Source organism: Bradyrhizobium sp. CCH5-F6 (assembly GCF_001556045.1).
Classification (GTDB): Bacteria; Pseudomonadota; Alphaproteobacteria; order Rhizobiales; family Xanthobacteraceae; genus Bradyrhizobium.
In genome coordinates this window covers 19,291-46,268 of record NZ_LSIC01000199.1, presented here as the reverse complement: position 1 = coordinate 46,268, position 26,978 = coordinate 19,291, and the positions used below count along the sequence as shown (strand labels likewise).

Below are 26,978 nucleotides of genomic sequence, written 5' to 3'. Positions count from 1 at the left end.
CGCACCTCCTGCACGACGTAGCGATAGCGACTGCTGCGCGTCGCATTCAGATATTGAGCGTGATAGACCCGATCGGGGAAGAATACGACTTCGAATATGGAAGTGCGGGGATCGGCGGCGATGTCGTTGAATCTCGGGTCCATCCGATCCTCAAATCGTCATCAAGTGGGAAGCAACGCGGAATGCGTTCGCCTGAATCGTCAAAGTCGGATTGGCACCACCGGACGTGGGCATGAACGAGCCGTCGGTGACGTACAGATTGTCGGCATCCCAGACCCGGCAGTTGGGATCCAGCACGCCGAGTTCGCGGCTCGGAGCGAACCGCGCGCCGCCGAGGATGTGGTTGGCGATACGGACTGCGTTGCCGTAGACCGAGCCCCACCCCAATTCGGTGTACTCTGGCACGCCCCTGAGCATGATCTGTCTACACACCTCGGCGAACGAACTCATCACTTGTTCGTCGTGCGGGTGGAAGTTCTTGATGACGTGCCCGCACTTTCGGTTCCATTTGTCGCGAACGTCCGGGTGAAGCTCGATTCTGTTCTCGAAGCGGGGCACTTGGTTGGCCATGAATGCTGCGGAGAGGCGCGCCCCGAACGCTCCGTTGAGCCACTGCAGCGCGGCCTCCGACGTATGGTCTTGGGCGCCCATGAAGCCGCCCCAAAAGAAATCGAGATCGGTATCGCCCTCGGTGCGGGCCATTGTGATAGGCAAGCATTGGTCGGACGTGTTGTTGTAGATGGCGCCTCCTGCCCACAATCCGTGCTCGTTCAGAAAGTCCTCGGACGCGCAGGCATCGGTGGCGTAGTCGCTGTCGAGCGAGATCGACTTGTCGAAGCGCTGCCCTTTGATCTGCACCTCGGCTCCGCCGAATGCATGCGTCAGGAAGAACCGCCCCAGCAGGCCGCCGTCTTCTTGATAACGCACGAGAGACGCGAAATTGCTCCGGTCTTCTTCGGCCGAGAGCATCAAAAGGCGGACGGACTCGATCGCCGAGCAAGCGACGACCACGATTCTGCCGCTGACGCTGCGACGATTGCCGCTCGGATCGCGGTAGTGGACCTTCGAGATGGTGCGGCCGTCGGCCTCCAGGTGGGTCGCGACGCAGTTCGCGCGGAGTTCTAGATCGTGACGATCGCGTATCGTGGGCCGGAGCAATGAAACCCAGGTATTCGACTTATACCCGAGCGGATCGCCGTACCGATTGACGTAGCCGACCTTCGGATCGCCCGCCGTCCGACCGCTCGGTTCGTGATTCTCCGTGATGACTGCGAGCGGCGTGCGATAGGTCTGAAGGCCAAGTCGCTCCATACCCAATCGCGCGAATTCGCTGATCGGATTGGGCGGCCGGGGCGTCTGGTAGCTGTCTCTGGAGAAGCGTTTGGCTTGCCCGGCCACCGTGCCGTTTATGCCGACGAGGTGCTCGGCCTTTACGTAGTAGGGCTCGAGGGCATCGTAATCGAATGGCCAGTCGATCACGTGCTTCAATGCGTCCTTGCCCGGATCGCCGCGGAGCGCCCGTCCCTCGTTCGCGGTCTTGAGCTTGAAGTCTCGTTCGGCGAAACGGAGAGAAACCGCGCCATATAGCTGCGTGCCGCCGCCTACGACCTGAGCCGTATAGCCCTCGATCGTGATCTTGGAACCGTCTTGCGGGCGGTCGACGTTCGTGAAGACGTGAGGTTCGTCGTTGAGATCCGGTTCGACGTGACTGGTGAAGAAACTGGCGCCGGTGTTGACCATGCCCGGGGTGGTGATGATCCGTTCGGGGCCGGCGTTGAACATCTCGTCGCGCTTGAAATCGCTGAGCCTGCCCGGACCGCGTTCGTCCTGAGTGCGCAGAAGCGGTCCCTTTTCGAGCACCAGCACCGACCTGTTCGCCCTCGCGAGTTCGTAGGCGATTGGCGCTCCGCCGGCCCCGCTGCCTATTACCACTACGTCGAACCGGTCGCGCAACTCGGCCATGTCTAGCCTCGATACTCGTTGCTGCTGCCCAAGGGTGGCTCGAGTGCACGGGCCCAATTGAACGCAGATACGTTCTTGTCGGCGCTGGTGCGGAAGGTCTCGCCCAAAAACGCCCAGCCGAGCCCTCCCGGGTTCCCGCCGTATTTCGGATGTGAGAAGGCCCCCGTCCAGGTATGCCGACGAAGGATATAGAGAAAATAGCCGGGGTTGTCGTAGGCCTTGAGATCCCAGCCGTCCCGTACCAGATCCTGCGAGTTGCTCTTCATGTCGTCGAAAAGCGTCTTGTAGCTCGGATCGTTGACCTCGACGGGCTCGAGGCGAGGGAAACGTAGCCGAAGCACTCGATCGATCATCGGCAGGCATGTTTTGTATGAGGACAGATGGTGGCGCTCCTCGCGCGCCAGAATGTTGTCGATGTAGTTGGCGACGCCGACAGGAATGTCCATTCGGAAGAAGTGCGCAACGTTGCCGTCGTTCAGCCCGCGCTCGATGAGATTGCGCGTCTCGCGGCCTTGGAACGGCAGAAGCGCAGATGTCATGCGGCCGATCAGCGCCAATTCCCAACGTTCGAGGTTTATGGGCTCGTTGTAGGACCACGTCCAAAAGCACGACCACGTCTCGTTTTGGGCTGTGGTCAGGACCTGGGGGTTGATCGGATCGAGCTGCGCCTTGTCGTCGACGATGAACCGGTAACGGTAGCGACGGCCCTTCGGCACGCGCACCGTCAGGGAGAGATAGTCGCTGTCGCCGACCGGCCTCAGGGCCGTCGGGGCGTGAAGCCCGAGACAAGGAGTCAGAAGGCGAACCGAAGCGTCTTTCCCCCGATATACGAACGTTACGTGGTTGTGCTCGGACGCACCTGCCCCGCCGCTGTCGTCGGCGTCGACGATGGGGAACCGCCAAGATTCGCTGATTCTGGCTCTGGGGAGTCCTGCGTCCAAGCCGAAGAAACTGTGCCGATCGTCGGTGTTGTCTCGCGCCAAGTATTTGGCACAGTGGTTGAGAACCCAGTCGGACTCTTTGTCGACGACGGTGGCGAGCATGATCTCATCTCCGTCGCAAACAATCACACATCGTTGGGTTCTCGTCTAGGTAGCAAATTTGTGGCAGAGTTCATCGTTCCCGATAAGTGGAGGGCGATATGCCGGCGAGTCAGATGCACATCGGTCCGAACACACCGATGGGTTCCACTTTGGTCGGGGGAGGCTGCGCGTTCAGAATATGGGCGCCCCGCGCTCGCGAGGTGTACGTGCTCGGAGATTTCAACGACTGGCGGAAATCGGACGCATCCTTGCTCCAAGAACGTCAGGGCCACTGGAGCGGGTTCTTTCCCGACGCGCGCGAGGGTCAAACCTACAAATACTGGGTGGTAGGGCGTGGCTCGTCCGGCTTCAAGCGCGATCCTTATGCGCGCGAGCTCGAGGGCGTGTTTTGGAATTGTGTGATCTGCGATCCGCAGGCTTACCCGTGGCATGACGCCGGATTTAGGCCGCCGGCATTCGAAGAGCTCATCATCTATCAGTTTCACGTTGGGACATACTACGCTACCGACGATCGCGGTGCTGATCGCCGATCCAGCCATGGTGCCCGTTTTTTGGACGTGCTCGACCGGGTGGAGTATCTCGCAGAGCTCGGCGTCACGGCGGTCCAGCCGCTGCCGATCGTGGAATTCCAGACTAGGTTCAGCCAAGGTTACAACGGCACGGACTACTTCTCTCCGGAATTCCTCTACAGCGTCGACGACGGCGATTTGGACCGTTATCTGGGGACGGCGAACAGGTTGCTGGCGGCCCGCGGGAAGCAGCCACTCGCGCGGGAGAGCCTCAAGGGCGGAGCCAACCAGCTTCGCGTGCTCATCGACGTGCTCCACGTCTACGGCATCGCGGTGATCCTGGACGTGGTTTACAACCATGCCGGCGGCGAATTCGGGGACGAGAGCCTGTTTTTCGTCGACCGGCTTGCCTATGGCGACAACAACAACAGTCTCTACTTCACCGACCGAGGATGGGCGGGGGGTCTGGTCTTCGCCTATTGGAATGACGCCGTCAGGCAGTTCCTGATCGATAATGCCAAGTTCTTCCTGGAGGAATTCCATGTCGACGGTTTTCGCTACGACGAGGTGAGCGTCATCGATCGGTTCGGCGGCTGGGCATTCTGCCAAGCGTTGACCCAGACCCTGAAGTTCGCGAAACCGTCCGCGATCCAGATCGCCGAGTTCTGGAACCCGAGCAAGGAATTCGCGGTGAAATCCGTCGGAGACGGCGGAGCGGGTTTCGATCTCGTTTGGGACGACCGGATGCGCGACGCCGTGCGAGGTGCGCTCGCGCAAGCCACTGCCGGGCGGGACGCACCGTTCTCTTGGTCGGATGTCGCGAGAGCACTCGAGTCGGCTCCGGGCTTCGATCAGCCGTGGCGCGCGGTGGCGATGCTTGAGAACCACGATGTCCTTTTGGCTTCCCACTCCGGAGGAGACAAAAAACCTCGGATCGCGGCCGCGGCGGATCCCAGCAATTCCCGCTCTTGGTACGCGCGCAGTCGTGCTCGGGTGGCCGCAGGTTTGCTCATGACGGGCCTGGGTATTCCGATGCTCTTCATGGGGCAGGAGTTTCTCGAGGACAAATATTGGAGCGACTCCACGGAGCAAGCCGACCTGCTGATCTGGTGGAACGGCCTCGCTGCGGACCGGACCATGGCAGACTACCTACGTTTCATGCGTGAACTGATAGCCCGGCGCCGAAACGAGGTCGCCCTTCGGCGGGGCCGGATGAACGTCTACCACCGGTCGGACGCCAACCGAGTGCTCGCGTTCCATCGCTGGATCGATGGTTCGGGGGAGGACGTCGTGGTGGTCGCATCCCTGAGCGAGGTGACCTACTATGGCTATCGATTGGGGTTTCCGCGCGCCGGGCGTTGGATCGAGGTCTTCAATTCCGATGTCTATGATGGCTGGGTCAATCCGGCGACGGCTGGTAACGGGGGTAGCGTCGAGGCGAACGGAGGCGGCATGCATGGTCTGCCCGCCAGCGCCGGAATTGTCGTACCTGCGAACGGCGTGTTGATCTTCAGATATTCGGCGTGAGCGGAGAACATCGAAGACCGGAAGCGCAATCCCCACGTTTGCGGAACGTGATCACGGCCTGACCGGCGTCGAAGTTCGGCCGTCAGCAGGCCATGAACGCGAAGGCCCTTGCGTATCGACATCCTTGCGACTGCAGGTAGAGTGTGGCACAATTAGCCTTTCGATTGGAGGACAATTGCGATGTTCGTCCGTCGTATATTCATGTTGTTGTCGTTTGCGGTCTGTCTGGCAATCGGAGCGGCCTCGGCCGAGGACGGAAAAAGCCAACGATCCCCCGAAACGGACCTGGCGTTTCTTGTTCAGAAGTTCAGCCGGCCGGCATCGCCGCTGATTCAGCGGGCCTCGAGCGCCTGCGGAGGGCCGATCGACAATCCTTGCACTCTCTACAGTAAGCCGGAATGCCGACGTCGGTATGTGGGCGGCCCTTCGGACAACACCTGCACCCCCTGCCGAAGCTGCGGCAACGGGTGTGGCAACAATAGCTGCTAGAGGTTCGGCTGCCGCCGAAAGGCGACGAAATTGGCGATGAACGGCTTCTTCTCCCTTCGGGCGGCTGGCGTCGCCTGCGGATTGCTTTGTTGCATCGTCGTGCCAACGTCCGCGGCTGCGGAAGGCATGCGCGAAGCGGCATCGATGCCAGACGCCTCCTCTGCATCGAACGTCGTCCGCATTCCGTTGCGCACCGACCGATGGTGCCCTGCGTCGCCGCTCCGGCCTTACGGGAAGGACGAGCTGGCGTCGAAGGACATGAAGGGGCGGCCCGCGAACCCTTCCTGGATCGTCGACACGCCCGTTCTTTCCGTGAGGATCGAGGCTCCGTCGCGCGATTGCGACGACGCGTGCTCGGCTCGCATCGGTTTGGCGCTGGCCGACAGCGTGAATCTTTGGCGACATCTGTGCCTACGCTGCAAGCCCGGGTTCCTCGCGTTCGTTCTCGTCGGCGACTTCGTCTACGTCGACGAAAAGATCTTCCCCGCCATCTTCTCGAACGATGGCACCGTCTTCGAACGCATCCTGCGGGCCGAACGCATCATGCTCGGTCTGGACGCGGTGCCGAGTTCGGACGGCAACGCCATCGACTCCTACGTGCGGATTTCGCGAGCGGCCGCGCTCGCGAGCGATATCTGCTCGGCGAACCTGTCGGCGCTTTCGTCGATGTGGCCCGGCAAATTGCAGAACGCGTTGTGCGCGCGCGATCCCGGCGGCGAGGCGAGCAGGTTTGTCCGCCTGACGGTGTCCTTCGGCGACAATCCTTGCGGAAAGGACTATCTGGCCTGCGGAGATCCCGCCAAGCGGATCGACTTCGACATTGCGGACACCCTGTACGCCGTCGGCACCGGTGCTTCGGCCTCGAACCTGCTCGGCAATCCGAAATCGGGGCCGGCGGTCGACCTCGATGCGGTAATGTTGCATGAAATGGGTCACTTCCTCGGGCTGGGCCATCTTCAGATGAAGAACCAGCCGGCGGGGTTCTTTCCGGCGGCCATGCTGGATGCATATCGACGCGATTTCTGCATATCGATCGCGGAGACCATGATGCTGAACAGCATGACGGAAGAGGGATGGAAATACCGCGCGACGGCCTGCAGTGGGCTGCGCAGGCCGCGGAGCGCAAGATGATCGATCAGAAGTACATCGACCGCCTTTCTCTTCTTTTCGTCTGCGTCGTGGCGGGGCTCGGGGCCGCCACCTTCGTGCTGGCCAACTCCTTCGGCCCGATCGCCCTTCCCGACAAGAACGTTGCGGACGCGCCGGTACGCCAGCTCACGCTGGTCACCGAGATGGTCAAGCTGGTCGTGACCTTGGCGACGGGACTGATCGGCGGCAACATATGGCTCTTCACGCGCCCCCTCACGGACGAAGCCGAGTTGAAGAAGCGCGTATTGTGGGGAGGGCTCGCCTTCCTGTCTCTGTGCTCATCGCTGTATTTCGGCTTCGTGGCGCTCGACGGCGCGCTGAATCTGCTGTCGGCGGCCGGCGGCTTCGACGCGCGTGCCAACTTGGTGTGGTGGCCGCAAACCCTTCAATATTATTCGTTCGTGCTGGGAGCCCTTCTTCTCGGAATCGCATGTCTGAGGTCCATCAATGCCATCATCGACAAGGAAAAGGTCTAGCGTCATCGGTCGGAGCATCCTGGTTCTGATCTCCCTATTCGTCTTCGGGACGCCGGGGATTGCCGAGCCGGATCGATCCTGCGCCGTCGGCGCCCTCGCCGCGGCGCGAAAGGTCCGCGCCGAATTCGAGCGCGGCCATGGCGTTCGCGTGGACGGGACGATCTTCGAGGACGTCGCCAAGGAGATCGCGTCGGAGACCTGCTCCCAAGTCTCCGCCGCCGGATCAAAGGCGCGGGTCGCCGTGGCAAGTTCGGACGCGACCCGGCGGTATCTCGAAAACGCGCTCGCAAGTGGCCGGTCGACCGCCACGCAAGCGCTTGTCGCCGACGCCTTGGGCAGCCGAAAGGGACTGGGGCGAATGGATCGGCGGAGTTTCGGCATCCTGAAGGTCGAATGTGCCGACTATCCTGCCGGCATGGTTTCGATCGGCGACGCGGAGATCGCGCAGTGCGGGCGCAGGATCCTGCTTCCCAGCGGCGATAGCCAGGTGTCCGTCTCCAACAAGGGAGCGCGCGTGTGCGCGGGGCAGGTAACCCTCGCGGTCCAGCAGGAGAAGAGCTGCGCATGCGGTCAGGCCACCGCGGCGCCGGCGGGCGCCCCGGCATTCCAACCGATCACCTGCAGCTAGACCGTCACGCGCCTCGGGCGCGCGGAGTCGGAGCAGCTAGGAAGCGGCGGCCCGTGCCCGTTCCGCGGCTTCGCGTCGACGCTCCCGACGTTCGCGCCGGCGCTTGGCCCGTTCCGCGGGCTGCGGAAGCGGGGGTATCGCGCCACCTGATGGTTCGACGGCAGCCACTTCGATTTGCTCGTCGATGGGTGGGCGTGCCTCCATGGATTCCAGCACCGCGCGGCCCTCGCCGGTGATCTTCCAGCCGCCGCGCTCGCGCGCGACGAGACCTTGCGAGAAGATGTCGAGGTCCGGCACGCGCGCGGCCAGCCGTCTCGTGCGATCGGCCCAGTCACGGCCGCTCGTGGCCAAAAGCGCCATGTCGCGTTTGAGGTCATCCATGACTGCGAAGCCGTCGGGATAGCTCACCAGGATCTTCAACACCGTGACCTGAAAATTCACGCCCGCCCCTCGCCCGGTCAGCGCCACATGGTTGCCGCCTGCGAGAGGGCATCGCGACGGATCTGCTTCAATCCCTCGGGCGGCGTCTCGCCCCTGTTGGCGGCTTCGAGGATCTTTGGTGGCCACATGGGTACGCGCTCCCGTCTCGGAGCGCGATACGCTCGCGCAGATCTCGTCGAGTATCGTGCGCAAAAGCGCCGTCGTGGTCCGATCTGACATGGGAGCGCCCCTCTGGGCTCCATCCTAGCAGGTTTTGGGATCCTGGGATTCAAGAATGTTAACATCGCCGATGGAACGCGACATTCGACCCGAGATCCGATTCGCGCGCCGACCTGGAGGACCCTCGCATGACGACGACATCCGACCCGCCGGCGCCGCGGCCTGAGAGCAACATGGCGCAGATCGTGTCCGCGGTCGTGGCGATCGTGGCGCTCGCCGGCATCTACGTTCAGGTTCATCTGACGCGGGTCAACGCGTTACGCGCGAGCGCGCGTCAAGTCTATCTCGCCTATAGCCAGGCTACGCTTCAATATCCGCGACTGGCGCGGCCGAACTATCTCCGCCTGAAGACCGATCCGGATCCGACGGAACTCGTTCGCTATCAGATCTACGTTGCGAACATGCTCACGGCCTACGACGAGATATTCCAGATCATCGACGACAAGGAATGGGTCGCTTCCTTCGAATACGACATCCAGGACCACCTGCCCTATCTTTGCGAGCAGAACGACAAGAAGTACTTCGCCACCTTCACCGAGAAAACGCGAAAACTCGTCGTCGCGCAGAAGAAGGCGCACTGCTCGGACCTGGCGCCCATCCTGAAGGACGCACCCAACTATCAGTGACGGGCGGAGCCTAAGCGGGTCATCCCTTTATCAGCGGCGGCGAGGTGATTCGGGCGACGTCCTCCCTGATCGCCTGATCGGCGAGGAGGCGCAGCACCTGCGCCGGCAGGCGGGGCGAATGCGCCAGATCGTCCCTTCCGTTGGCGAAGCCGTGCCGGTAGCTCGCGGACCTGTTCGCCGACGGCTCAGGGTTGTCCGGCTTGAGCCCGTCGAGATATCCATCGGTCATCTCGTCGAGGAAGCGCTGTTCCAGCGGTCGGTCTCGTTCGTCCGTCATTTCGGCATCCTTTGGGTCTCAGGCTGGCTCGACGCCTTCATGCCGTCGTTGCGGCGGTCGGCGCGGTCCCGCTTCCAGGGCAGGAGCGGCTCGACGATGGGATCGATCAGGTAGCCGAGGTCGACGGTGTAGTCCTGCACGAGATCCCAGCCGTTCTCGCCGAAGATCAGCCGCAGCGACGATTCCTCGCCGTTCCTCTCGGCGACGAGTTCGATCCGATCGACGTCCAGCAATATCTCGAGGATCGCTTCACGATTGGTGGAGCGTTCGAATTCCTGGTACGACGCGTCGGTGACGACGTAGCCTTCGGCGAGCAGGGCGTCGAGCAGCGCCGTGGCGATCGCCTTGTCGAGGCGGTGGACCTCGCGCCGCTTCGCGACGTGGAGCAGCCGCTTGTCGAACGCCTTGTCGGTTTCGACGTAGGCTATCGAATACTTGCCGCTCCGTCGCATGAACTGATCGACGATCATCGACATGCCGAGCGCGCGGTCGCGCGCGCCGTCGGTCGTCTTGACCACGGTGGCCTGCAACACCTCGGGTGCGCGTGCGTCGTGAGGCCAATGGTTGGCATGAGGCTGCCACCGGTAGAGCCTGAACTGCTCGTATTCGTCCTCCCAGAGATGGACGCTCCAGGAGCCGTCGAGTTCGAGCGCCGTCTTGATCGCCGCCGGACCGGAAAGGGCGCGGGCGACGACCAAATCTTCTTCGTGAGTGGTCTCGCGCGGGACGTACACCGTGAACGAGCGCGTGTCGGCGTGCCCCGTCATTCGAGCATCTTCTCGATCTTGAGGACGTCGTCGGGCGAGTTCAGAACCAGGACGCGGATGCCGTGGTCGCGCGGGTCGGCGTCCGGCTGGTTCCACGGCAGGTACGGCTCGCAGATCGGATCGACGATGCGTTCGAGGCCGACGCTGTAGTCGCGGACCACGTCCCAGCCGTCCTCGTCGAACGTCAGGCGGACGGAGCCGTTCTTCTTGCCTTTGTGCACGGCCAGTTCGGCGCACTCGACCGCGCAGAGGTAGTCGAGGATGCCAGCGCGATCGGTCGAACGGTCGAACTCCGGCTCGTCGTCCTGCAGGTCGCATGTGATGGTGTAGCCGTCGGCCAGCAAGGCGTCGACGAGCTTGGTCGTGATCTCGCGGTCGATGCGGCGGACCTCGCGCGCCCTCGCCGTGCGGACGAGGCGTTCGTCGAAGTTCTTGTCGCTATCCACCCGGCCTTCCCAGTATAGATGGTTGAACCGGATGACCTGCGCCGCAATCATCTCCATCGCGAGCGCCTTGTCGCGGCCGGAGTCGCTGCTGCGGATCACCGTGGCGTGCAGGCGCTCGTTGAAGGTCCGCTCGGGCGGGCGCTTGTCGGGCGAGGCCGCGAGCACATAGTGCGTGAAGCCGTCATACTCGGTGTCGTGCACGTAGGTCTTCCAGCCGCTCTCGTAGCCGAAGACGACCTTCATCGCTTCCATGGCCGACAGCCCCCGCGCGATCACGGTGTCGTCGTTGTCGATGTGGTCCTCGGGGAGATAGAGCGTGTAGGTCTGCGTCTTGTTCATGATGCCTCGCCGTCGAATTCCAGATTCTTCAGAAACGCCTTCGTCTTGCTGTGGCGGAGAGTGGCCGCCTTCCTTTCGAACTTCTTCCAGTCGACCGATTCCTCGAACGCGCTGCAGGCGTCGTGCTCGGCGACGGCATGATAGATCTCCTCGTCGATGTCGGTGTCCACGAAGGCGTCCAGCAGGACGCAGAGCTCGTTCTTGTCCCACTTGCCGATGGGTTTGGCGATCCAGTCGCCGATGTAATCGCTGTAGTACGGGACGAAACCCGGAAACGGCGTGAACCAATCGACGATCTCGTCGTTCAATCGCTGGTGCCGCTCGCCCATGCTCGCATAGAACAACTTCTTGGCGCTGCGCAGCGGCATCGTGGCGAGGATTCGGTCGGTCGTGAAATTGTACTCGCTCGGGCTCTTGAGTTCGACGAACTTCAAGCCCAACCGAAAGCCGAGCCTCTCGGACATCTCCTCGTCGAAGCGCTCGCAGAAGCTACGCGCAAGGCCGGTGCAGAGGAGGGAGCCGCTGGCCGTCTCGGAGAAGATGCTCGCGATATCGTCCCTGGACAGGCCGCCCTGCGCCCGCTCGGCTTCGGCGTGCATGGTCGTGTACAGCTCTTCGGTGTCGGACAGCAGCTGTTCCCAATGGCTCTGGTAGAAGCCGCCGAAGGCCGGCAGGAAGGTTTCCACGCTCGTTTTCTTGGTCATTCTCTATTCCTTTCGGCCGTCAATTTACCGAACGCTTCGGATCCAGCATGTCGTGCACGGTCTCGTTCGCCGCGAGCCCCTGCCGGAACGATTCGCCGAGCGCGTCGATCTGCTCGTCCGTGACCCCTCCTCCGGCGAGATCCCACATCTCGACGCCGCTGACGGTGCAGATCGCGAACAGGCCGAGGATCACGGTTGGACCGAACATCGTCATGTCCGTCACGAAGGCGTCGACCGTTCCCAAGTCCAGCGCGTCGTAGAGACGCGCGTATCCGGGCATGTCGACGACAGCGCCGGTCCCGACGTCGAACGCCTCGTCGACGATCGCGCCGCCTTGCGCGGCGACAAAGGATCGACATTGCTGGCGCCGCCTTACGGCGGAGGTCGGGCTCGCGACCTTGCAATACGCGAAGAAGCGCTTCGACCGCCCCTCGCCTTGCGTCTTGCCCATCCCCGTCGCTTCGTTCATGTCGCGTCTCCATCGAGGTCGGCGCGACGCTCCGGGCGATTCCGCACTAGGCGTCCGTCGAAGAACACGCGCGGGTCGTGCTCCATAACCTCCTCGAAGAATTCGAGCGCGCGGACGTGATCGATCGCGATGCGAGCGGTGCGCGGGACGGCTCCGCGCAGGACGGGCTCGAAGCCGCCCGTGTCCAACCGGCGGCGACCGATGACGTATTCGCGGAGGTCGCCGCGGTCGCGGTAGAACATCGCGGCGCTGTGTCCCTTGCGATACTCCAGCGCGATGATGAGGGCCTGCGCGATCGTCGCGTGGGGCGCGATGATCTCGTCGCCGTCGTCGCGCCTGACGACCATCGCGTAGGTGGCGGCGCCGCTCAGGTGGCGCGGCGAGGCGATCAAGACCGAATACCAGTCGTCGGCCGCCTGGGCGCGCCCGCTCTCCTTCGGCCGGCTCATGAACAGCTCCTCTCGGCGATCGAAGCCACCTTCTTGCGCCATCGCGCTTCCACTAGGGTCCAGAAGCGGCTCCAGTCGACCGAATGCTCCAGCGCATCGTCGGCCTGGCGGTGCCAGATCGCCGTGATCGCCGAAGTCTCCAGCCCCGTCGTGGTGACCGACCGCAGCAGGTCGCCGAACGACGCGGGGTCGAGCGGCCGCAGGCGGCGCAGCGCGATCTCGTAGGAGCGTTCCCCCGATCCGCGGGCGATCTCCGCGAACGGCGCGAACGCCTCCGGCAGGGTGCCGTCGTCCGCGCGCAGACCGACGATGCGCATGACCGTAGGCAGCGGGACGAGCGCCACGACGCGGTCGGCCTTCGCGTCGTATTCCTTGAAACGCAGGCCGTCGCCGAGACCGTGACCGGCCGACAGATGGGTGCGGAAGATCTCGAAGAACGACCTCGAGAGCGCCGAGCGCTGCCGGGCTTCGTCCACGGTCTGGTCGAAGATCTCCAGGTACTCATCGGCGTCGAGCACGTGGTCGTTCATCGCGATCAGTTCGCGGCTCTGTGCGGCCTGCAGCCTGGGGCCGGACAGCAGCGCCGCCCAGCCGGGCGAGGCGAAGCCGGAGAACTCCGGCAGGTGAGCTTCGAACATCGGAACGATCCGCATTTCCTTCTTCCTTTCGTTGTGGTCGGACTAGAGCTTCGCCGGGGCGGCCGAGAGCGCGCGGCGGGCCGCTTCGCGGGTCGCGGCGAACCGCTCCCAGTCGACGGCCGCCTCGAATGCCGTGCTGACGTCGCTTCCGCGCGTCATGTCGGCGTAGAGCCGCTCGTCGATCTCGGGATCGACGAAGCCGGCGAGCAGGTCGCAGAGCTCGGTGCGGCTCCAGCGTTCAATCGGCAGGGCCAGCCATTCCTCCACGACGTCGGCGGGATAGGGAACGGCGCCGCCCGGGGGCGCGAAGCGGTCCCGGATCGAGCCGATCAGCCGCTGGTGCCCTTCCGCGGCGCTGCGCGCGAGCAGCTTGCCGGCGCTGCTCGCCGGCATCGTCGCGAGGATAAAGTCCGTGGTGCTGCCGTGCGCGCGCGGGATGTCGAGCTCCGCGAACTTCAGCTCCAGCTCGAAGCCGAGCCAGCGCGAAATCTCCGCGTCGTAGCGGCGGCAGAAGCGCTCCGCCAGCGCAGCGAAGAAGCGCGGCGCCTCGCTGGCCTCGCGCAGGATCGCGGCGAGGTCGGCGGCGGTCAGTTCGTCGGCGGCTTCGTGACGCGCGAAGCGCTCCGCGCAGCTTTGCAGTGCGAACGGGAACAGGTCCGTCCATCGCGTGCCGTGGAAGCCGCCGAAGCCCGGCAGGAAGGTCGTCAGTCTCGTCGTCTCGGTCACGTCGCGCTCTCCTGATCATGTTGCCGGCGCCGGTATTCCTCGTCGGTCACGACGCGGCCGTTCCAGAACTCATGGGGATGCTGCAGCAGGATCTGCTCGAAGACCTCGAAGGCGCGGTCCGCGTCGCGGCCGGCGTCGTCCGAGCGCTGCACGAGGGTGTAGGTCGCGCATTCGAACGGGCCGCCGGCGATCGGACGCCGCCCGATCGCGAAACAACGCTGACTGCCGAGGTCGCTGTAGACGATCGCGGGCTTACCCTTGCCGCCATGCGCGAGCGCCACGACCAGCGCGCCGGGCAGCGACACGCCGCGCGCCACGACCTCCTCGCGGCCATCTGCGTTCTCGATGAACATCGTGTATCTGGACTGCATCGTTTCCTCCGATCTCAGTGGACGTGCCGGCGCGCGAACGCCTCGTCGACCACGACGCGGCCGTCCCAGAATTCGTGGGGGTGCTGCAGCAGCACTCGCTCGAACGCCTCCATCGCGCGTTCGGTGTCGAGCGACATGTCGTCGGAGCGCGGCATCACGACATGCTTCGCGCACTCGAAGGAGCCGTCTGCGAGCCGCCGCCCGATCGCGAAGTAGCGCAGCCGGCCGACGTCCTTGTGGACGACCTCGGCTTGGCCGGCGCCGCCGTGCCCCAGCGCGATGACCAGCGCCCGGGACGACGTGACGCGGCGCGCGACGATCTCCCCCGGCCTGCCGCAGCGGTCGATGAACATGGTGTAGGTGACGTCGGACATTCTCTTCTCCTTCAGGCCGCGTAGCGCGGCAACTTTTCGATCTCGCGCAGCGCCACCAGCGGCCAGGTCTCGCCGTAGTCGCCGGCGGTCCGCGTTCCGGCATGGCCCTGTATGATGTTGCGCACCTCCTCGCTCATGCCGATCAGGCGCGACATCGACGAGAAGCGGTGGCGCCAGCCGTGGTTCGGCGCGACGTCCCCGTCGATGCCGAGCGAGCGGACCCACTCGGCGAGGCGCTCGGCCACCTTCTTGTGGTGCGGGTTCGAGTCCTTGCCCCCGCGGCTGCGGCCCGGGTCGTAGAACAGCGGCTTCGCGCCGCACGACTTCGCGAGATCCAGAAGGCCCATCTCGATCAGGTGGCTGTGCAGCGGCACCTCGCGGTAGTTGCGCGTCTTCGCGTCGGCGCCGCGGATGCGGATCATCCAGATCCCGTCGCGCTTGACGAAGGAGGCGCCGGTGACCGGCGTGATCTCGTTGACCCGCGCGCCGGTGTAGGCGCAGATCCACGGCACCCAGCGCCGCGCCGCCTTCATCTCCTTGCTGATCAGATGCGAGAACGGACGCAGCGTGGCGGACAGGATGGTGATCGCCTCGTCGCCGTCGAAGCCCTTCTCGCGCTCCTTGACCTTCTTCGGCACGCGCACCCTGACCTCCTTCGCCGGATTCGCGGAAAGCCAGCGCTGGTCGACCGCGAACTGCAGCGTCGCCTTGGTCGCCGCGATGTAGACGTCGCGGACCGTGATGTTGGACATGCCCTCCTCCAGCAGGGCGTCCTTCCAGGCGACCAGGTCGGCGGGCTGGATCGCCGCGGCGTCCTCGTGGCCAAGACGCGCGATCAGGCGGTCGATCACCGGCGACCACCGCTTGACGGTACCGTGGGAGAGCTTCGCCTCCTTGGCGTAGGACTTGAACACCCGGCGCAGCGGCACCGGCGGCTTCGGCGCCCCTCCGGCCCGTGCCGTCGGCGAGGCTGCCGTCGCGGACATAGCTGCCGTCGCGGATATCGGCGACGAGGCGGGCGCGGCCGGCATCGGCGCGGTGTCGGTGGCGGCCGGAGCCGGCTGACGGGCCGCCGCGGGCGCGCGCGAGAATTTGGCGTCCAGGTAGGAGGCGAAGCGCTCCGAATTCGTGGTGCGCGTGCCGTCGATCTCCGCCCAGGCGCGCTCGAGCCGCGCCAGCTCTTCGAGGTTGCGGATCCGCGCCGTGGCGGGATCGCGCGTCTGCAGCGAGAACTTGATCTCGCTCTTGCCGACGACGTCCTTCAATCGTTCGGGGACGCGTTTCCGGAACAGATAGATTCCGCTTTCCGGATGGCGCTTGGGCGTAAACGATGCGTTAACCATGATCCGTGTGTACCGACGTTGTGTACCGACGGTGGATCCGGAAAACCCTTTGGATTCAAAAGGTCCGCTGTTTTCTAGGGGTTTTCGAGGGGGGTGGCGGAGAGGGAGGGATTCGAACCCCCGATAGGCTTGCACCTATGCCGCATTTCGAGTGCGGTGCATTCAACCACTCTGCCACCTCTCCTGAAGGCGCCATATAGGAGCAGTGGCCCCTGTGGTTGGGGGCGTTAATAGGCGAGGATGGCGGGTCAGACAAGGCACGGGAGACGAAAATCGGCGCCGTTTTCGGAACTGGCGATGCCAAGTGGCGGCGACCAAGCCGATCAAGCAGGTTTTCAGCGGCAGATGGAGAGAATTGGCGCGGACGCAGGTCGATCGGAGCGCCACGCTCCCGGCGACAGGGGCCTGGGGTGCGCTCGAATCACTCAGGAGAGGGGTGGGACCGCCAGACGCGGTAAAAACTGGCGGTCCCGGTGCCGCTTATTGAAATACTGACCGGGAAGGGCGGCTTCGCCGGCCGAGTGGAAGCGACGATTCGACCGTAGCGTGCACCCCGGGCACCGCAACGCAATCCGCTCCTTAACCTAACCGGTCAAGGTTACTCCGGCGCCGATGAGGCCGGACCGGGACCAGAGAACCCGATCGGTCCACGTTGCCGGGGGCCGAAATCCCTCACCCGAATTGCATCTGCGATGCAATTCGACCTCTCCCATTGGGAGAGGTGTCGAGTTCCGGGCGCGCACTGGTTCAAGCAAGGCCCGTCGCGAGCTAGTCGTTCTTGTCGTTCTTGTCGTTCTTGTCGTTCTTGCTCTTCTTCTTGCCGTTCTCCGGCGCGTCCTTCTCCTTGTCCTTGCCGTTCTCCTTGCGGCGGTTGGTGAAGCGGGCATTGCCGAGCCCGGTGCCGATGGTGAGCACGCCCCAGCGCTCGACATCCTGCATGAACGGCACTTCCGACAGGCCCTGAACGACACCGTCATTGTGCATCAGGATGGCGGTGTCGTGATCGCCGATGGCGGGGATGCCCTCGATCAGGCTCGCCGGCAGGTTGAACTTGCTGCTCTCCCAATTGCCCGGCAGGTTCTGCGCACCCTTCTCGATCGATCCGTCCGGATTGATCACGCCGGGGCAGGCGATCCCAATGAAAGGCGCGAGCTTGTAGCCTTCCGTCTCGGCGACCGTGATCAGCCCCTTCAACATCTTGGTGAGCCGCTTCACCGCGCCTTCGCGCGTGGGCTCGTCGTCGGCGTGGCGCCACAGCTCCGAATGCACCACCTTGGCCTTCGACAGATCCTTGGCCTTCTTCCAGCCGGTTTCCACCAGGCCGCAGCGGATGTTGGTGCCGCCGATGTCGACGGCGAGAATGCTGTCATGGGCCTCGAAGATCCAGGACGGCGCCAGATGCAGCGCCCCGATCAGGCCGGCTTCGTCGGGATGATGGCGGATCGGGTGGAGGTCGATCTTGAAATCCTCGGATTTCAGGATGATCTCGGTGCGCGCGATCGCGAGCTCCCCGAGCCGGGAATCGCGGAAGCCGCCGCCGACCACGATGCACTCGGTCTTGGCCCAGGCCTTGGTCTTGAGGAAGCGGCGCGTGACATAGGCAAGCTCCTGCGCGAACTCCTCGATGGCGCTGTGCACCACGGCCGAGGCCTCGACGTCGTCGCCGACCATGATGGCGTCCAGCGTCTTCTTGCTGATGTCTTCCGTGGGCTCCTTGCCGAACGGGTCCTCGCCGCTCTTGCGCAGCGGCTTGCGCCAATGGTCGAGGATCTCGCGAAAGGCGCCCCTGCTGGCGCGGTCGCCGAGAAAACCGTCCTCGTCCTTGATCTCGATGTTGAAGCTGTCGACATCCACCGACGGCAGCCGCTCGGCCCCGTGCTGGGCAATGCCCGTCGTCTTGACCAGTTCGTCCGTTGCCATGATAGCCCTGCCCGCTTGAGATTTGGCCCGCGTGAGATTTGCGAGGACAACGGCGAGGGAACCCCTTGGTTGCAGCGCGGGCCGAGATTCCGCTCGGCCCTTGCAAACGCTGCAAATCCTTCAAATCTCGGCCCTTTTCCCGCGGTTTTCCTTGACTCGCGGCGTCCAGCGGCTATAAGTCCCACAATCGGCGCGGGGCGTTTCTCGCGCCGCTTGCTTTTGCGTGGGTTTTCAAAGGGGTAAGCCCCACCCGCACAAACGCGCATGAACCCTTAGCGACTGATAAAAAGCCGGCCCGGACAAACTGTCGCGAGGCCGGGATTGAACACGAAGGAAAAAAACGATGTTCGCAGTCATCAAAACCGGCGGCAAGCAATACCGCGTCGTGCCGGATGATGTCCTGGAAGTTGGCAAGATCGAAGGCGAAGTCGGCTCGATCGTGCAGTTGAATGAAGTTCTGGTGGTAGGCGGCGACACGCCGGTGCTGGGCGTTCCGACGGTGGCGGGTGCGTCCGTTGCGGTCGAGGTGCTCGACCACAAGCGCGGCCCCAAGGTCATCGCGTTCAAGAAGCGCCGCCGCAAGAATTCGCGCCGCAAGCGCGGCTATCGCGACGAGATCACGGTGCTCCGCATCAGCGAGATCCTGACGGATGGCGCCAAGCCCACCAAGGGCCCGCGCCCGAAGCGGGAGAAGGTGGCCAAGGAGCCGGCAGCGGAAGCCGCCGAGTAACGAGAATCGATCACGCCAGTTCACGAATTGATGCGTGAGACCTTTTGAAATGATTCCGTCAAGGAATTGACCTAGACATACGCAGGATTTCGGAGACGAGCCATGGCTCACAAAAAAGCAGGCGGTTCATCGCGTAACGGACGCGATTCCAAAGGCAAGCGCCTCGGTATCAAGGCGTTCGGCGGGGAGATCGTCACTCCCGGCAACATCATTGCGCGTCAGCGCGGCACGACCTGGCACCCCGGCCTCAATGTCGGCATGGGCACGGACCACACCCTGTTCGCCAAGATCGAGGGTCGTGTTGCGTTCCAGGCCAAAGCCAACGGCCGCACCTTCGTATCGGTGCTCCCGATCGCCGAGGCGGCTGAATAGACGGTGGATCAAATTTGGAGTCCGCCGGGTCCTGACTGAACCGGCGGAGTCCTAGAGATCGAGAGATCAAAGGCTCCAGGGGAGGCGGGAAACCGGCCTCCCCTTTTCGTTGCTCACTTTGACTTAGTGACTTTCACGGAGCCGGACATGTTGCAGGATTTCTCGAGCGTGACCTTGCAGGAGGCGAGACCCAGCGTCGTCGCCACCGAGCGGCTGACCTTGCGGCGGCCGACACTCGCCGACGTCAGGACCATCGCCCGGCTCGCCAACGACCGCCGCATCGCGGAAAACACCCGCCGGCTGCCGCATCCCTATTCGCAGGACCACGCCGTGGAATTCATCCGCGCCACCGCCGCGCTCGGCAGCGAGACCGTGTTCCTGATCGAGCACGATTCAGGGCCGGTCGGCATGGTCGGCATCGACTGCTCCACGCCCGGCAATGCCGAGCTCGGCTACTGGCTCGGCGTCGAGCATTGGGGCCGGGGCTATGCGACCGAAGCGGCGCGCGGTGCGATCGACTTCTTCTTCGAGGAGTTCGAGGACGAGCATCTCCATGCCGGTGCGCGCGTCACCAATCCGGCCTCGCGCAAGGTGCTGGAGAAGTGCGGCTTCCAGTGGAGCGGCGTGCAGCTGCACCGTTTCCTCGCGCTGGGCTCCTCGACGCCCGTCGACTGCTTCCGCCTCTCACGCGGCGTCTGGGCGTCGCTGAAGAGCTGGAGCAGTGCGCGGCGCATGAGGTAGGGCACGGGCGCGCCACATTCTCCGCTGTCGTCCCGGGCTCACGCTTCGCGCGGCCCGGGACGAAGAGGAAGCGTTCACGCAGGCGGATTCACGTCGGCGCTCGGGCGCCCCAGATCGCGCTCGCGCAAATAGATGTAGAACCCGGCGCCGATGATGATGGCGGCGCCCACGAGGGTTGCGATCGACGGCACATCGCCGAACACGACGAAGCCGAAGATCACGGCCCAGACAATCATCGAATATTGGTAGGGCACGACGACGCTGGCCGGCGCGAGCTTGAGCGAGCGGTTGACGCAGAACAGCGCGGCGACCGAAACGCAGCCCGCCAGCGCGAAGATCACGAGGCTGCCGGGTGTCGGCGGCACCCAATGGAAGGCCGACAGCACGGCCCCCAGCGAAAACGTGCCGATGAATTGCGAGGACGCCATCACGATGTCGGGCGTCTTGCGCAGGCTGCGCGTGATCAGCATCAGGGTCGCAAACGACAGGCTGCCGCCGAGCGCGATCAGCGCCGGCAGGCTGACGGTCTGCGCCGACGGGCGCAGTGCGATCAGGACGCCGCAGAAGCCGATCAGGATGGCGGTCCAGCGCCGCCAGCCGACCTTCTCCCCCAGGAAGATCGCCGACATCGCAGTGACGAAGATCGGTCCGGCGAGATAGTAGGTGATGACGTCGGCGAGCGGCAGATAGACGGTCGCGAGGAAGAAGGCCGCCACCTCCAGCGTCGACAGCACGACGCGAATCAGCTGCAGGCGCGGCCGCTCCAGATGCAGGAACTCGTGACGCTGCCGCCAGATCAGCGGTGCCAGCAGGAGCAGCGCCGCGCAGGCGCGCAGGAACAGCAGCTGCCCCACGGAATACGTGCCGACCAGGAACTTGCCCATGGCGTCGCCGAACGAGAACATGAAGATCGACAGCACCATCAAGGCGATGCCGGCCAGCCGCGCCGAGCGGTCGTCATAGGCGGAGAGGTTCTTGAACAGGGGCATTGAAACGAGTCTGGATCTGAGAGCTCGTCATTGCGAGCGCAGACGGCGGAGAGAGCGTCGGGAATCGGCTGGTAGGGTCGCTTGCGGTCGTTTTAATGACGTGAGCGACCGCGACAAGCCCACGCAAGCCGAATTGAACGGATTGTCGCACTGCGTGCAGCGCGATACGGATCATTCTCCAACTCCGTTCCGATGGTGCAGCGCATGACCGATTTCGATCCAACCCGGCATCGCATGATCCCGACGCAGCGCTGGTTCGAGGATTTCGTCCTCGGCGAGCGTTTCGTGCTGCCTAGCCGCACCCAGACCTCGGCGGTGTTCGCCGCATTCCAGACCGCGAGCGGCGACACCCATCCGGTGCACTATGACGTCGAATATTGCCTCAGCCGCGGCATGCCGCATCTGCTCGCCCACGGCTTCCAGACCTTGATCCACACAGCGCCCGGCGCCGGCCTGTTTCCGTTCATGGTCGAGGACTCCCTGGTCGGCTTCCTCGAGCAATCGAGCCGGTTCCTCAAACCGGTGTTCGCCGACGACACGATCTATCCGGCGCTGGAAGTCGCCGAGCTGGTCCCGGGACGATCGACCGGCGTCGTGACGCTTCGAAGCACGATCTTCAACCAGCGCAAGGAATTGGTGCTGGAGGGCATGCAGAAATTCCTGATCCGGCGCCGCCCGGCGAGTTAAGCAAGGCGCGACTTCAGGAGAAATTCGGCCTATCCGCGGGGCAATGCGGGTTGCCGCAGGGCGCCGGCTGGCCTACCTATGCCCCATGAAATTCCTTGACGAAGCAAAGGTCTATATCCGCTCCGGCGACGGCGGGAACGGCTGCGTGGCGTTCCGCCGCGAGAAGTTCATCGAATTCGGCGGCCCCTCCGGCGGCAATGGCGGCCGCGGCGGCAATGTCATCATCGAGGTCGCCGACGGCCTCAACACGCTGATCGACTACCGCTACCAGCAGCACTTCAAGGCCCAGAAGGGCGAGAACGGCATGGGCTCCGACCGTCACGGCGCCAACGGCAAGAACATCGTGCTCAAGGTGCCGCTGGGCACGCAGATCTTCGACGAGGATCGCGAGACGCTGATCCACGACTTCACTGAGGTCGGCGAGAAGTTCGTGCTGGCCGAGGGCGGCAATGGCGGCTTCGGCAACGCGCATTTCAAATCGTCGACCAACCGCGCGCCGCGCAACGCCAATCCCGGCCAGCCCGGCGAAGAGCGCTGGATCTGGCTGCGGCTGAAGCTGATCGCCGATGCCGGCCTCGTCGGCATGCCCAATGCCGGCAAGTCGACCTTCCTCTCCAAGGTGAGCGCGGCGAAGCCGAAGATCGCCGATTATCCCTTCACCACGCTGCATCCTCAGCTCGGCGTCGTGAATGCCGACGGCCGTGAGTTCGTGCTGGCGGACATCCCGGGCCTGATCGAAGGCGCGCATGAAGGCACCGGCCTCGGCGATCGTTTCCTCGGCCATGTCGAGCGCTGCCGCGTGCTGCTGCATCTGGTCGATGCGACCTGCGAGCATGCCGGCAAGGCGTACAAGACGGTCCGGACGGAGCTCGACGCCTATGGCGGGCAGCTCACCGACAAGATCGAGATCGTCGCGCTGAACAAGATCGATGCGGTCGAGCCGGACGAATTGAAGAAGCAGAAGGACCGGCTGAAGCGCGCCGCCAAGAAGACGCCGCTGCTGCTGTCGGCGGTCACCGGCGACGGCGTCAAGGAAGCGCTGCGCGCGCTCGTCGCGGTGATCGGCGAGGCCCCGGTGTCGGCCAAGGCCAAGAGCGCGGCCGAAGCGGAGCCGTGGTCGGCGTGAACGATCCAACTCGGAGACCATCATGGTGAGGAGCGCGGAACGCGCGTCTCGAACCATGAAGGCCCGGCTCTCGCCCGTTGCCATCCTTCGAGACGCCCGCTGCGCGGGCTCCTCAGGATGAGGGTCGGTGGTCTTGACGGGAGCAAATTGAGCACTGGCTTGTCTTCGCCGCTCCGATATCGCAGCATCGCACGATCAAAAAACGGCAGGGATGACGCATGGCGCGCGCGAAGAACGTTCTCTGGATCATGTGCGACCAGCTTCGCTATGACTATCTCGGCTGCACCGGCCATCCCACGCTGAAGACGCCGAACATCGACGCCATGGCGAGGCGCGGCGTGCTCTTCACCAAGGCCTATGTGCAATCGCCGATCTGCGGCCCGTCGCGGATGTCGTTCTACACCGGCCGCTACATGCGCTCGCACGGCTCGCATTGGAACGGCTGGCCGCTGCGCGTCGGCGAGCCCACGCTCGGCGATCACCTCAAAAAGATCGGCGTGCGCAATGTGCTGGTCGGCAAGACCCACATGGCTCCCGATCTCGAAGGCATGAAGGCACTCGGCATTCCCCCGGAATCGGTGATCGGCGTGCATGTCGCCGAATGCGGTTTCGAGCCCTATGAGCGCGACGACGGCCTGCATCCGACCGGACGGCCGCGGCCGAAATACGATGACTATCTGCGCCGGCAGGGGTTCGAAGCCGCCAATCCCTGGGAGCATTGGGCGAATTCAGGCGCGGCCGACGACGGCTCGTTGCAGAACGGCTGGCTGCTGGTGCATGCGGACAAGGCCGCGCGCGTGCCGGACGAGCATTCCGAGACGCCCTACATGACGCGGCGGGCGATGGACTTCATCAGCGAGGCCGAGACCGACGGCAGGCCGTGGTGCCTGCATCTGTCCTACATCAAGCCGCACTGGCCCTACATCGCGCCCGAACCTTACGCCAGCATGTACTCGACCGACGACATGATCCCAGTGACTCGCTCCGAGCGCGAGCGGCAAAATCCGCATCCCGTGTTCGGCGCCTATATGGACATGCGCTACTCCCGCAACATGGCGCGCGACGATGCCCGCGAAAAGGTGATCCCGACCTATATGGGCCTGATCACCCAGATCGACGACCAGATGGGCGTACTGATGAAATTCTTAGGTGAGCGCGGCCTGCTGGAGACGACGATGATCGTGTTCACCTCCGATCATGGCGATTATCTCGGCGATCACTGGATGGGCGAGAAGGATCTGTTCCACGAGCAGTCCGCGAAGATCCCGCTCATCATTATCGATCCCTCGAAGGAGGCCGACGCCACGCGGGGCACGCGCAGCGACGCGCTGGTGGAGGCGATCGATCTCGCGCCGACCTTCGTCGATTATTTCGGCGGCAAGGTGCCGGGCCACATTCTCGAAGGACGCTCGCTGCTCCCGCTGCTGCGCGGGCCGGCGCCGCCGGACTGGCGCAAGGTCGCGTTCTCCGAATACGACTATGCCATGCAGGACGTGCGGCTGAAGCTGAACCAGCCGATCGAGCGCTGCCGCCTGTTCATGGTTTTCGACGGCCGCTGGAAGTACATCCACGCCTCCGGCTTCCGGCCGATGCTGTACGATCTCGAAACCGATCCGGACGAGTATCTGGATCGCGGCGACGACCCCGATTGCGCTGCGATCATCGCGCGATTGCAGGCCGAGCTGTTCGACTGGGCGCTGCATCCGAACGGCCACATCACGACGCCGCGCGAGAAGATCGCGGCCTATGCGGACAACCAGCTCCAGGTGAAGGGCGGGGTTTTGATCGGCATCTGGGACGAGAGAGAGCTCGCCGCGATCAAGGACGGCATCGCACAGCGCGCGAAGATGTAGAACCCTCATGGTGAGGAGGCGCGACAGCGCCGTCTCGAACCATGCAGGCCCGGCCCTCGCACCTCGGCCTGCATCCTTCGAGACGCTTGCTTCGCAAGCTCCTCAGGATGAGGGGACAGAAAGACCGCGAAGGTCTAATTCTCGATCTTGTAGCCCGTCGCCTTCACGATCGGCTGCCACAGCGCGATATTCGCGGCGAGCTCCTTCGCAAGCCCATCCGCATTGCTGCCGACCGGGATCATCCCGATCGCCGTCAGCTTTTCCTTCACCTCGGGCTTGGCCAGCGCGGCGCTCGCGGCCGCACCAAGCTTGCCGGCGAACTCCGGCGGACTGCCCGCGGGAAGCCACATGCCGTACCAGGCGTCCGCGACGAGATCGATGCCGTTCTCCTTCAGCGTCGGAACGTCGGGCGCGAAGGGCGAGCGCTCGGCGCTTGCGACCGCGATGATCTTAACGCCCTTGGCGCGATGCTGCGGCAGAGCGTCGGCCAATGTCGTGATGCCGAACGAGAGATGGCCGCCGACGAGATCGTTGAGGATGGGCGCGCTGCCCCGATAGGGCACGCGGGTCAGGGGAATACCGAGGTCCTTCTCGAGCTTGGAGCCCGTGAAATGCGGGATGGTGCCGTTGCTCGGCACGCCGAACGAGGTCTTGTCCGGATGCGCCTTCAGCCACGTGACGAAACTCTTGAAATCCGGGACGTCGATCCCCGGGCTGATCACGACGGCGAACTCGAACCGCGCCAGCAGCGACACCGGCATGAAATCCGTGGCCGTGTCGAAGCTCGGTGTCGTCTCCACCATCGGCAGCAGGTACATGGTCGGGCCGGTCGTCACCAGCACCATGCTGCCGTCGGGGCTTGCCCCCTTCACCGCCTTGATGCCGATCAGGCCGTCGCCGCCGGTGCGGTTCTCGACCACGATGGTCCGTTGCAGCAGTGGCGCCATTTCCTGCGCGATGAGACGGCACAACGTGTCGCCGCCAGCTCCCGCTGCGAACGGGAAGATGACCTTGGTCAGCCCCGCCTGCGCGTGCGCCCCGCCCGCCTGCGCCAACAGCGGCAGCCCAAGATATCCCCCAAGACATCCGGCCATGAATTTGCGGCGATCCATTCGTTTCCTCTTTCGGCTCGTTATCGTTGGCGGCCATTAGAGCCAGGCGGACGCCGGACACAAGGCCGACCTGCGCCGTTTACCACGCCGATACCTTGCGCCGGTCACGGTCCTGCTGCAAAAGCAGGGCTCATCGGCGCCGCCTGTCGCTCCGCCGTTCCCGAGCAATTCGCATCCAGCGCCGACCCACATACACATGGCCAGCCCCGAACTCAGTCAATTCCGCCGTATCGTCGTCAAGGTCGGCTCCGCGCTGCTGGTCGATTCCGACAAGGGCGAGGTGCGGGCGTCCTGGCTGGCGGCCCTGGCCGACGACATGGCGAAGTTGCACCGCGAGGGCCGCGACGTGCTGGTGGTCTCCTCGGGCTCGATCGCGCTCGGCCGCAGCCGGCTCAAGCTGCCGCGCGGCCCGCTGAAGCTGGAGGAGAGCCAGGCCGCCGCCGCGGTCGGCCAGATCGCACTGGCCCGGATCTGGTCGGAGGTGCTGGGCGCCCACGGCATCGGCGCCGGCCAGATCCTGGTGACGCTCCAGGACACCGAGGAGCGCCGCCGCTACCTCAATGCCCGCTCCACCATCGGCAAGCTGCTGGAGTGGCGCGCCATTCCCGTGATCAACGAGAACGACACGGTCGCCACCAACGAGATCCGCTACGGCGACAATGACCGCCTCGCCGCGCGCGTCGCCACCATGGCGAGCGCCGACCTGCTCGTGCTGCTGTCCGACATCGACGGGCTCTACGACGCCCCGCCGAAGAACAATCCGAACGCCAGGCTGATTCCCGTGGTCGAGAGCATCTCCTCGGAGATCGAGGCGGTGGCGGGAGACGCCGAGTCCGAGCTGTCGCGCGGCGGCATGCGCACCAAGGTCGAGGCGGCCAAGATCGCCACCACCGGCGGCACGCATATGCTGATCGCATCCGGCAAGATCGAACATCCGCTGCAGGCCATCGCAGATGGCGGCCGCTGCACCTGGTTCCTGACGCCGGCCAATCCCATCACCTCGCGCAAGCGCTGGATCGCGGGCACGCTGGAGCCGAAGGGCACGCTGACCATCGATGCCGGCGCCGTGACGGCGCTGCGCGCCGGCGCCAGCCTGCTGCCGGCCGGCGTGATCAAGGTCGAGGGCCAGTTCGCCCGCGGCGATGCCGTGATCGTGCGTGGCCCCGACACCAGCGAAATCGGCCGCGGCCTGATCGCCTATGACGCGGAGGTCGCCGAGCGGATCAAGGGCCGCTCCTCCCCGGACGTGATGTCCATCCTCGGCATCAGCGGGCGGTCCGAGATGATCCACCGCGACGATCTCGTGGTGGGCGGGTAGCACGCTGCCGTTATGCCCGGGCTTGTCCCAGGCATCCACGTTCTTGGTGCCGCGCGAAAGGTCGTGGATGGCCCGGACAGGCCCGGCCATGACGTCCGGGTTGACCAGTGCCAAACCATCAGGGAGACCTGCCATACCCTTCCCGCCCTTCGCAGAAG

At 64.4% G+C, this 26,978-nt stretch carries 29 protein-coding genes and 1 tRNA gene; 12 read left to right on the top strand and 18 right to left on the bottom strand.

Annotated features, from left to right (window positions below):
- Positions 1-150: 150 nt before the first annotated feature.
- Both AX729_RS34940 and AX729_RS34935 read right to left on the bottom strand, forming a co-directional pair.
- On the bottom strand, positions 151-1,962 hold the full coding sequence (locus AX729_RS34940; RefSeq protein WP_082770616.1) for a GMC oxidoreductase: 1,812 nt from the start codon (positions 1,960-1,962) through the stop codon (positions 151-153).
- Between the two features lie 2 nt (positions 1,963-1,964).
- Positions 1,965-3,005: an early set domain-containing protein gene (locus tag AX729_RS34935; protein ID WP_061028966.1), complete on the bottom strand. Its 1,041-nt coding sequence runs from the start codon at positions 3,003-3,005 to the stop codon at positions 1,965-1,967.
- A gap of 98 nt (positions 3,006-3,103) precedes the next feature.
- Here AX729_RS34935 and AX729_RS34930 point away from each other — a divergent pair, with 98 nt between their 5' ends.
- The 4 genes from AX729_RS34930 (at position 3,104) to AX729_RS34910 (ending at position 7,783) form a co-directional block, all read left to right on the top strand.
- A complete protein-coding gene (locus AX729_RS34930; RefSeq protein WP_061028998.1) occupies positions 3,104-5,041 on the top strand; it encodes an alpha amylase C-terminal domain-containing protein in 1,938 nt (645 codons plus the stop codon).
- An 858-nt stretch (positions 5,042-5,899) separates the two neighbouring features.
- Positions 5,900-6,661 (top strand): zinc metalloprotease, encoded by a 762-nt coding sequence (locus tag AX729_RS34920; protein WP_197433749.1) that lies wholly within the window; start codon positions 5,900-5,902, stop codon positions 6,659-6,661.
- Positions 6,658-7,155: a hypothetical protein gene (locus tag AX729_RS34915; protein WP_197433748.1), complete on the top strand. Its 498-nt coding sequence runs from the start codon at positions 6,658-6,660 to the stop codon at positions 7,153-7,155. The genes AX729_RS34920 and AX729_RS34915 overlap by 4 nt, the downstream gene beginning before the upstream one ends.
- A 148-nt stretch (positions 7,156-7,303) precedes the next feature.
- Positions 7,304-7,783 carry a hypothetical protein gene (locus AX729_RS34910; RefSeq protein WP_061028958.1) on the top strand — a complete coding sequence of 160 codons (480 nt, stop codon included), beginning with the start codon at positions 7,304-7,306 and terminating at the stop codon, positions 7,781-7,783.
- 36 nt (positions 7,784-7,819) lie between these two features.
- Here the strand turns inward: AX729_RS34910 and AX729_RS34905 are convergent, their stop codons facing one another.
- On the bottom strand, positions 7,820-8,224 hold the full coding sequence (locus AX729_RS34905; RefSeq protein ID WP_061028995.1) for a hypothetical protein: 405 nt from the start codon (positions 8,222-8,224) through the stop codon (positions 7,820-7,822).
- Positions 8,225-8,571: 347 nt separating this feature from the next.
- On the opposite strand from AX729_RS34905, the gene AX729_RS34895 reads away from it, so the two are divergent.
- Positions 8,572-9,069: a hypothetical protein gene (locus tag AX729_RS34895; RefSeq protein WP_061028956.1), complete on the top strand. Its 498-nt coding sequence runs from the start codon at positions 8,572-8,574 to the stop codon at positions 9,067-9,069.
- Positions 9,070-9,088: 19 nt separating this feature from the next.
- Here the strand turns inward: AX729_RS34895 and AX729_RS34890 are convergent, their stop codons facing one another.
- The 13 genes from AX729_RS34890 to AX729_RS34830 form a co-directional block, all read right to left on the bottom strand.
- On the bottom strand, positions 9,089-9,346 hold the full coding sequence (locus AX729_RS34890) for a hypothetical protein (RefSeq protein WP_061028954.1): 258 nt from the start codon (positions 9,344-9,346) through the stop codon (positions 9,089-9,091).
- Entirely contained in the window at positions 9,343-10,113 is a 771-nt protein-coding gene (locus AX729_RS34885) for a hypothetical protein (protein ID WP_061028952.1), read from the bottom strand. Before AX729_RS34885 ends, AX729_RS34890 begins: the two co-directional genes overlap by 4 nt.
- Entirely contained in the window at positions 10,110-10,898 is a 789-nt protein-coding gene (locus AX729_RS34880; RefSeq protein ID WP_061028951.1) for a hypothetical protein, read from the bottom strand. The genes AX729_RS34885 and AX729_RS34880 overlap by 4 nt, the downstream gene beginning before the upstream one ends.
- On the bottom strand, positions 10,895-11,602 hold the full coding sequence (locus AX729_RS34875) for a hypothetical protein (protein ID WP_061028949.1): 708 nt from the start codon (positions 11,600-11,602) through the stop codon (positions 10,895-10,897). The genes AX729_RS34880 and AX729_RS34875 overlap by 4 nt, the downstream gene beginning before the upstream one ends.
- Before the next feature lie 19 nt (positions 11,603-11,621).
- On the bottom strand, positions 11,622-12,071 hold the full coding sequence (locus AX729_RS34870) for a hypothetical protein (protein ID WP_156457373.1): 450 nt from the start codon (positions 12,069-12,071) through the stop codon (positions 11,622-11,624).
- A complete protein-coding gene (locus AX729_RS34865; RefSeq protein ID WP_061028945.1) occupies positions 12,068-12,520 on the bottom strand; it encodes a hypothetical protein in 453 nt (150 codons plus the stop codon). Before AX729_RS34865 ends, AX729_RS34870 begins: the two co-directional genes overlap by 4 nt.
- Complete coding sequence (locus tag AX729_RS34860; protein ID WP_156457372.1) at positions 12,517-13,173, bottom strand: hypothetical protein; 657 nt, start codon at positions 13,171-13,173, stop codon at positions 12,517-12,519. Before AX729_RS34860 ends, AX729_RS34865 begins: the two co-directional genes overlap by 4 nt.
- Before the next feature lie 27 nt (positions 13,174-13,200).
- Complete coding sequence (locus AX729_RS34855; RefSeq protein ID WP_061028940.1) at positions 13,201-13,884, bottom strand: hypothetical protein; 684 nt, start codon at positions 13,882-13,884, stop codon at positions 13,201-13,203.
- A complete protein-coding gene (locus tag AX729_RS34850) occupies positions 13,881-14,255 on the bottom strand; it encodes a hypothetical protein (RefSeq protein WP_156457371.1) in 375 nt (124 codons plus the stop codon). The genes AX729_RS34855 and AX729_RS34850 overlap by 4 nt, the downstream gene beginning before the upstream one ends.
- A 14-nt stretch (positions 14,256-14,269) precedes the next feature.
- Positions 14,270-14,629: a hypothetical protein gene (locus tag AX729_RS34845; protein WP_061028937.1), complete on the bottom strand. Its 360-nt coding sequence runs from the start codon at positions 14,627-14,629 to the stop codon at positions 14,270-14,272.
- An 11-nt stretch (positions 14,630-14,640) separates the two neighbouring features.
- Positions 14,641-15,972, bottom strand: coding sequence for a DUF6538 domain-containing protein (locus AX729_RS34840; RefSeq protein WP_156457370.1), 1,332 nt, complete (start codon positions 15,970-15,972; stop codon positions 14,641-14,643).
- Positions 15,973-16,066: 94 nt separating this feature from the next.
- Positions 16,067-16,156 (bottom strand) — tRNA-Ser (locus tag AX729_RS34835).
- A gap of 584 nt (positions 16,157-16,740) precedes the next feature.
- Positions 16,741-17,892, bottom strand: coding sequence for an ROK family protein (locus AX729_RS34830; protein WP_061028933.1), 1,152 nt, complete (start codon positions 17,890-17,892; stop codon positions 16,741-16,743).
- A gap of 343 nt (positions 17,893-18,235) precedes the next feature.
- Here AX729_RS34830 and rplU point away from each other — a divergent pair, with 343 nt between their 5' ends.
- The 3 genes from rplU to AX729_RS34815 all read left to right on the top strand — a co-directional run bounded on the left by rplU (position 18,236) and on the right by AX729_RS34815 (position 19,735).
- Positions 18,236-18,622, top strand: coding sequence for a 50S ribosomal protein L21 (rplU, locus tag AX729_RS34825; protein ID WP_061028931.1), 387 nt, complete (start codon positions 18,236-18,238; stop codon positions 18,620-18,622).
- Between the two features lie 102 nt (positions 18,623-18,724).
- Entirely contained in the window at positions 18,725-18,994 is a 270-nt protein-coding gene (rpmA, locus tag AX729_RS34820) for a 50S ribosomal protein L27 (protein WP_008538809.1), read from the top strand.
- Between the two features lie 147 nt (positions 18,995-19,141).
- Positions 19,142-19,735 (top strand): GNAT family N-acetyltransferase, encoded by a 594-nt coding sequence (locus AX729_RS34815; RefSeq protein ID WP_061028930.1) that lies wholly within the window; start codon positions 19,142-19,144, stop codon positions 19,733-19,735.
- A gap of 74 nt (positions 19,736-19,809) precedes the next feature.
- On the opposite strand, the gene AX729_RS34810 is transcribed toward AX729_RS34815, so the two are convergent.
- A complete protein-coding gene (locus AX729_RS34810) occupies positions 19,810-20,724 on the bottom strand; it encodes a DMT family transporter (RefSeq protein WP_061028928.1) in 915 nt (304 codons plus the stop codon).
- Between the two features lie 204 nt (positions 20,725-20,928).
- On the opposite strand from AX729_RS34810, the gene AX729_RS34805 reads away from it, so the two are divergent.
- From AX729_RS34805 to AX729_RS34795, 3 genes are all read left to right on the top strand, one after another.
- Entirely contained in the window at positions 20,929-21,411 is a 483-nt protein-coding gene (locus tag AX729_RS34805) for a MaoC family dehydratase (protein ID WP_061028993.1), read from the top strand.
- An 85-nt stretch (positions 21,412-21,496) separates the two neighbouring features.
- Positions 21,497-22,537 carry a GTPase ObgE gene (gene obgE / locus AX729_RS34800; protein ID WP_061028927.1) on the top strand — a complete coding sequence of 347 codons (1,041 nt, stop codon included), beginning with the start codon at positions 21,497-21,499 and terminating at the stop codon, positions 22,535-22,537.
- Between the two features lie 218 nt (positions 22,538-22,755).
- Positions 22,756-24,390: an alkaline phosphatase family protein gene (locus AX729_RS34795; RefSeq protein ID WP_061028924.1), complete on the top strand. Its 1,635-nt coding sequence runs from the start codon at positions 22,756-22,758 to the stop codon at positions 24,388-24,390.
- Positions 24,391-24,524: 134 nt separating this feature from the next.
- Here the strand turns inward: AX729_RS34795 and AX729_RS34790 are convergent, their stop codons facing one another.
- Entirely contained in the window at positions 24,525-25,502 is a 978-nt protein-coding gene (locus AX729_RS34790) for a Bug family tripartite tricarboxylate transporter substrate binding protein (RefSeq protein ID WP_061028922.1), read from the bottom strand.
- 196 nt (positions 25,503-25,698) lie between these two features.
- On the opposite strand from AX729_RS34790, the gene proB reads away from it, so the two are divergent.
- Positions 25,699-26,820: a glutamate 5-kinase gene (proB, locus tag AX729_RS34785; RefSeq protein WP_061028920.1), complete on the top strand. Its 1,122-nt coding sequence runs from the start codon at positions 25,699-25,701 to the stop codon at positions 26,818-26,820.
- Positions 26,821-26,978 lie beyond the last annotated feature (158 nt).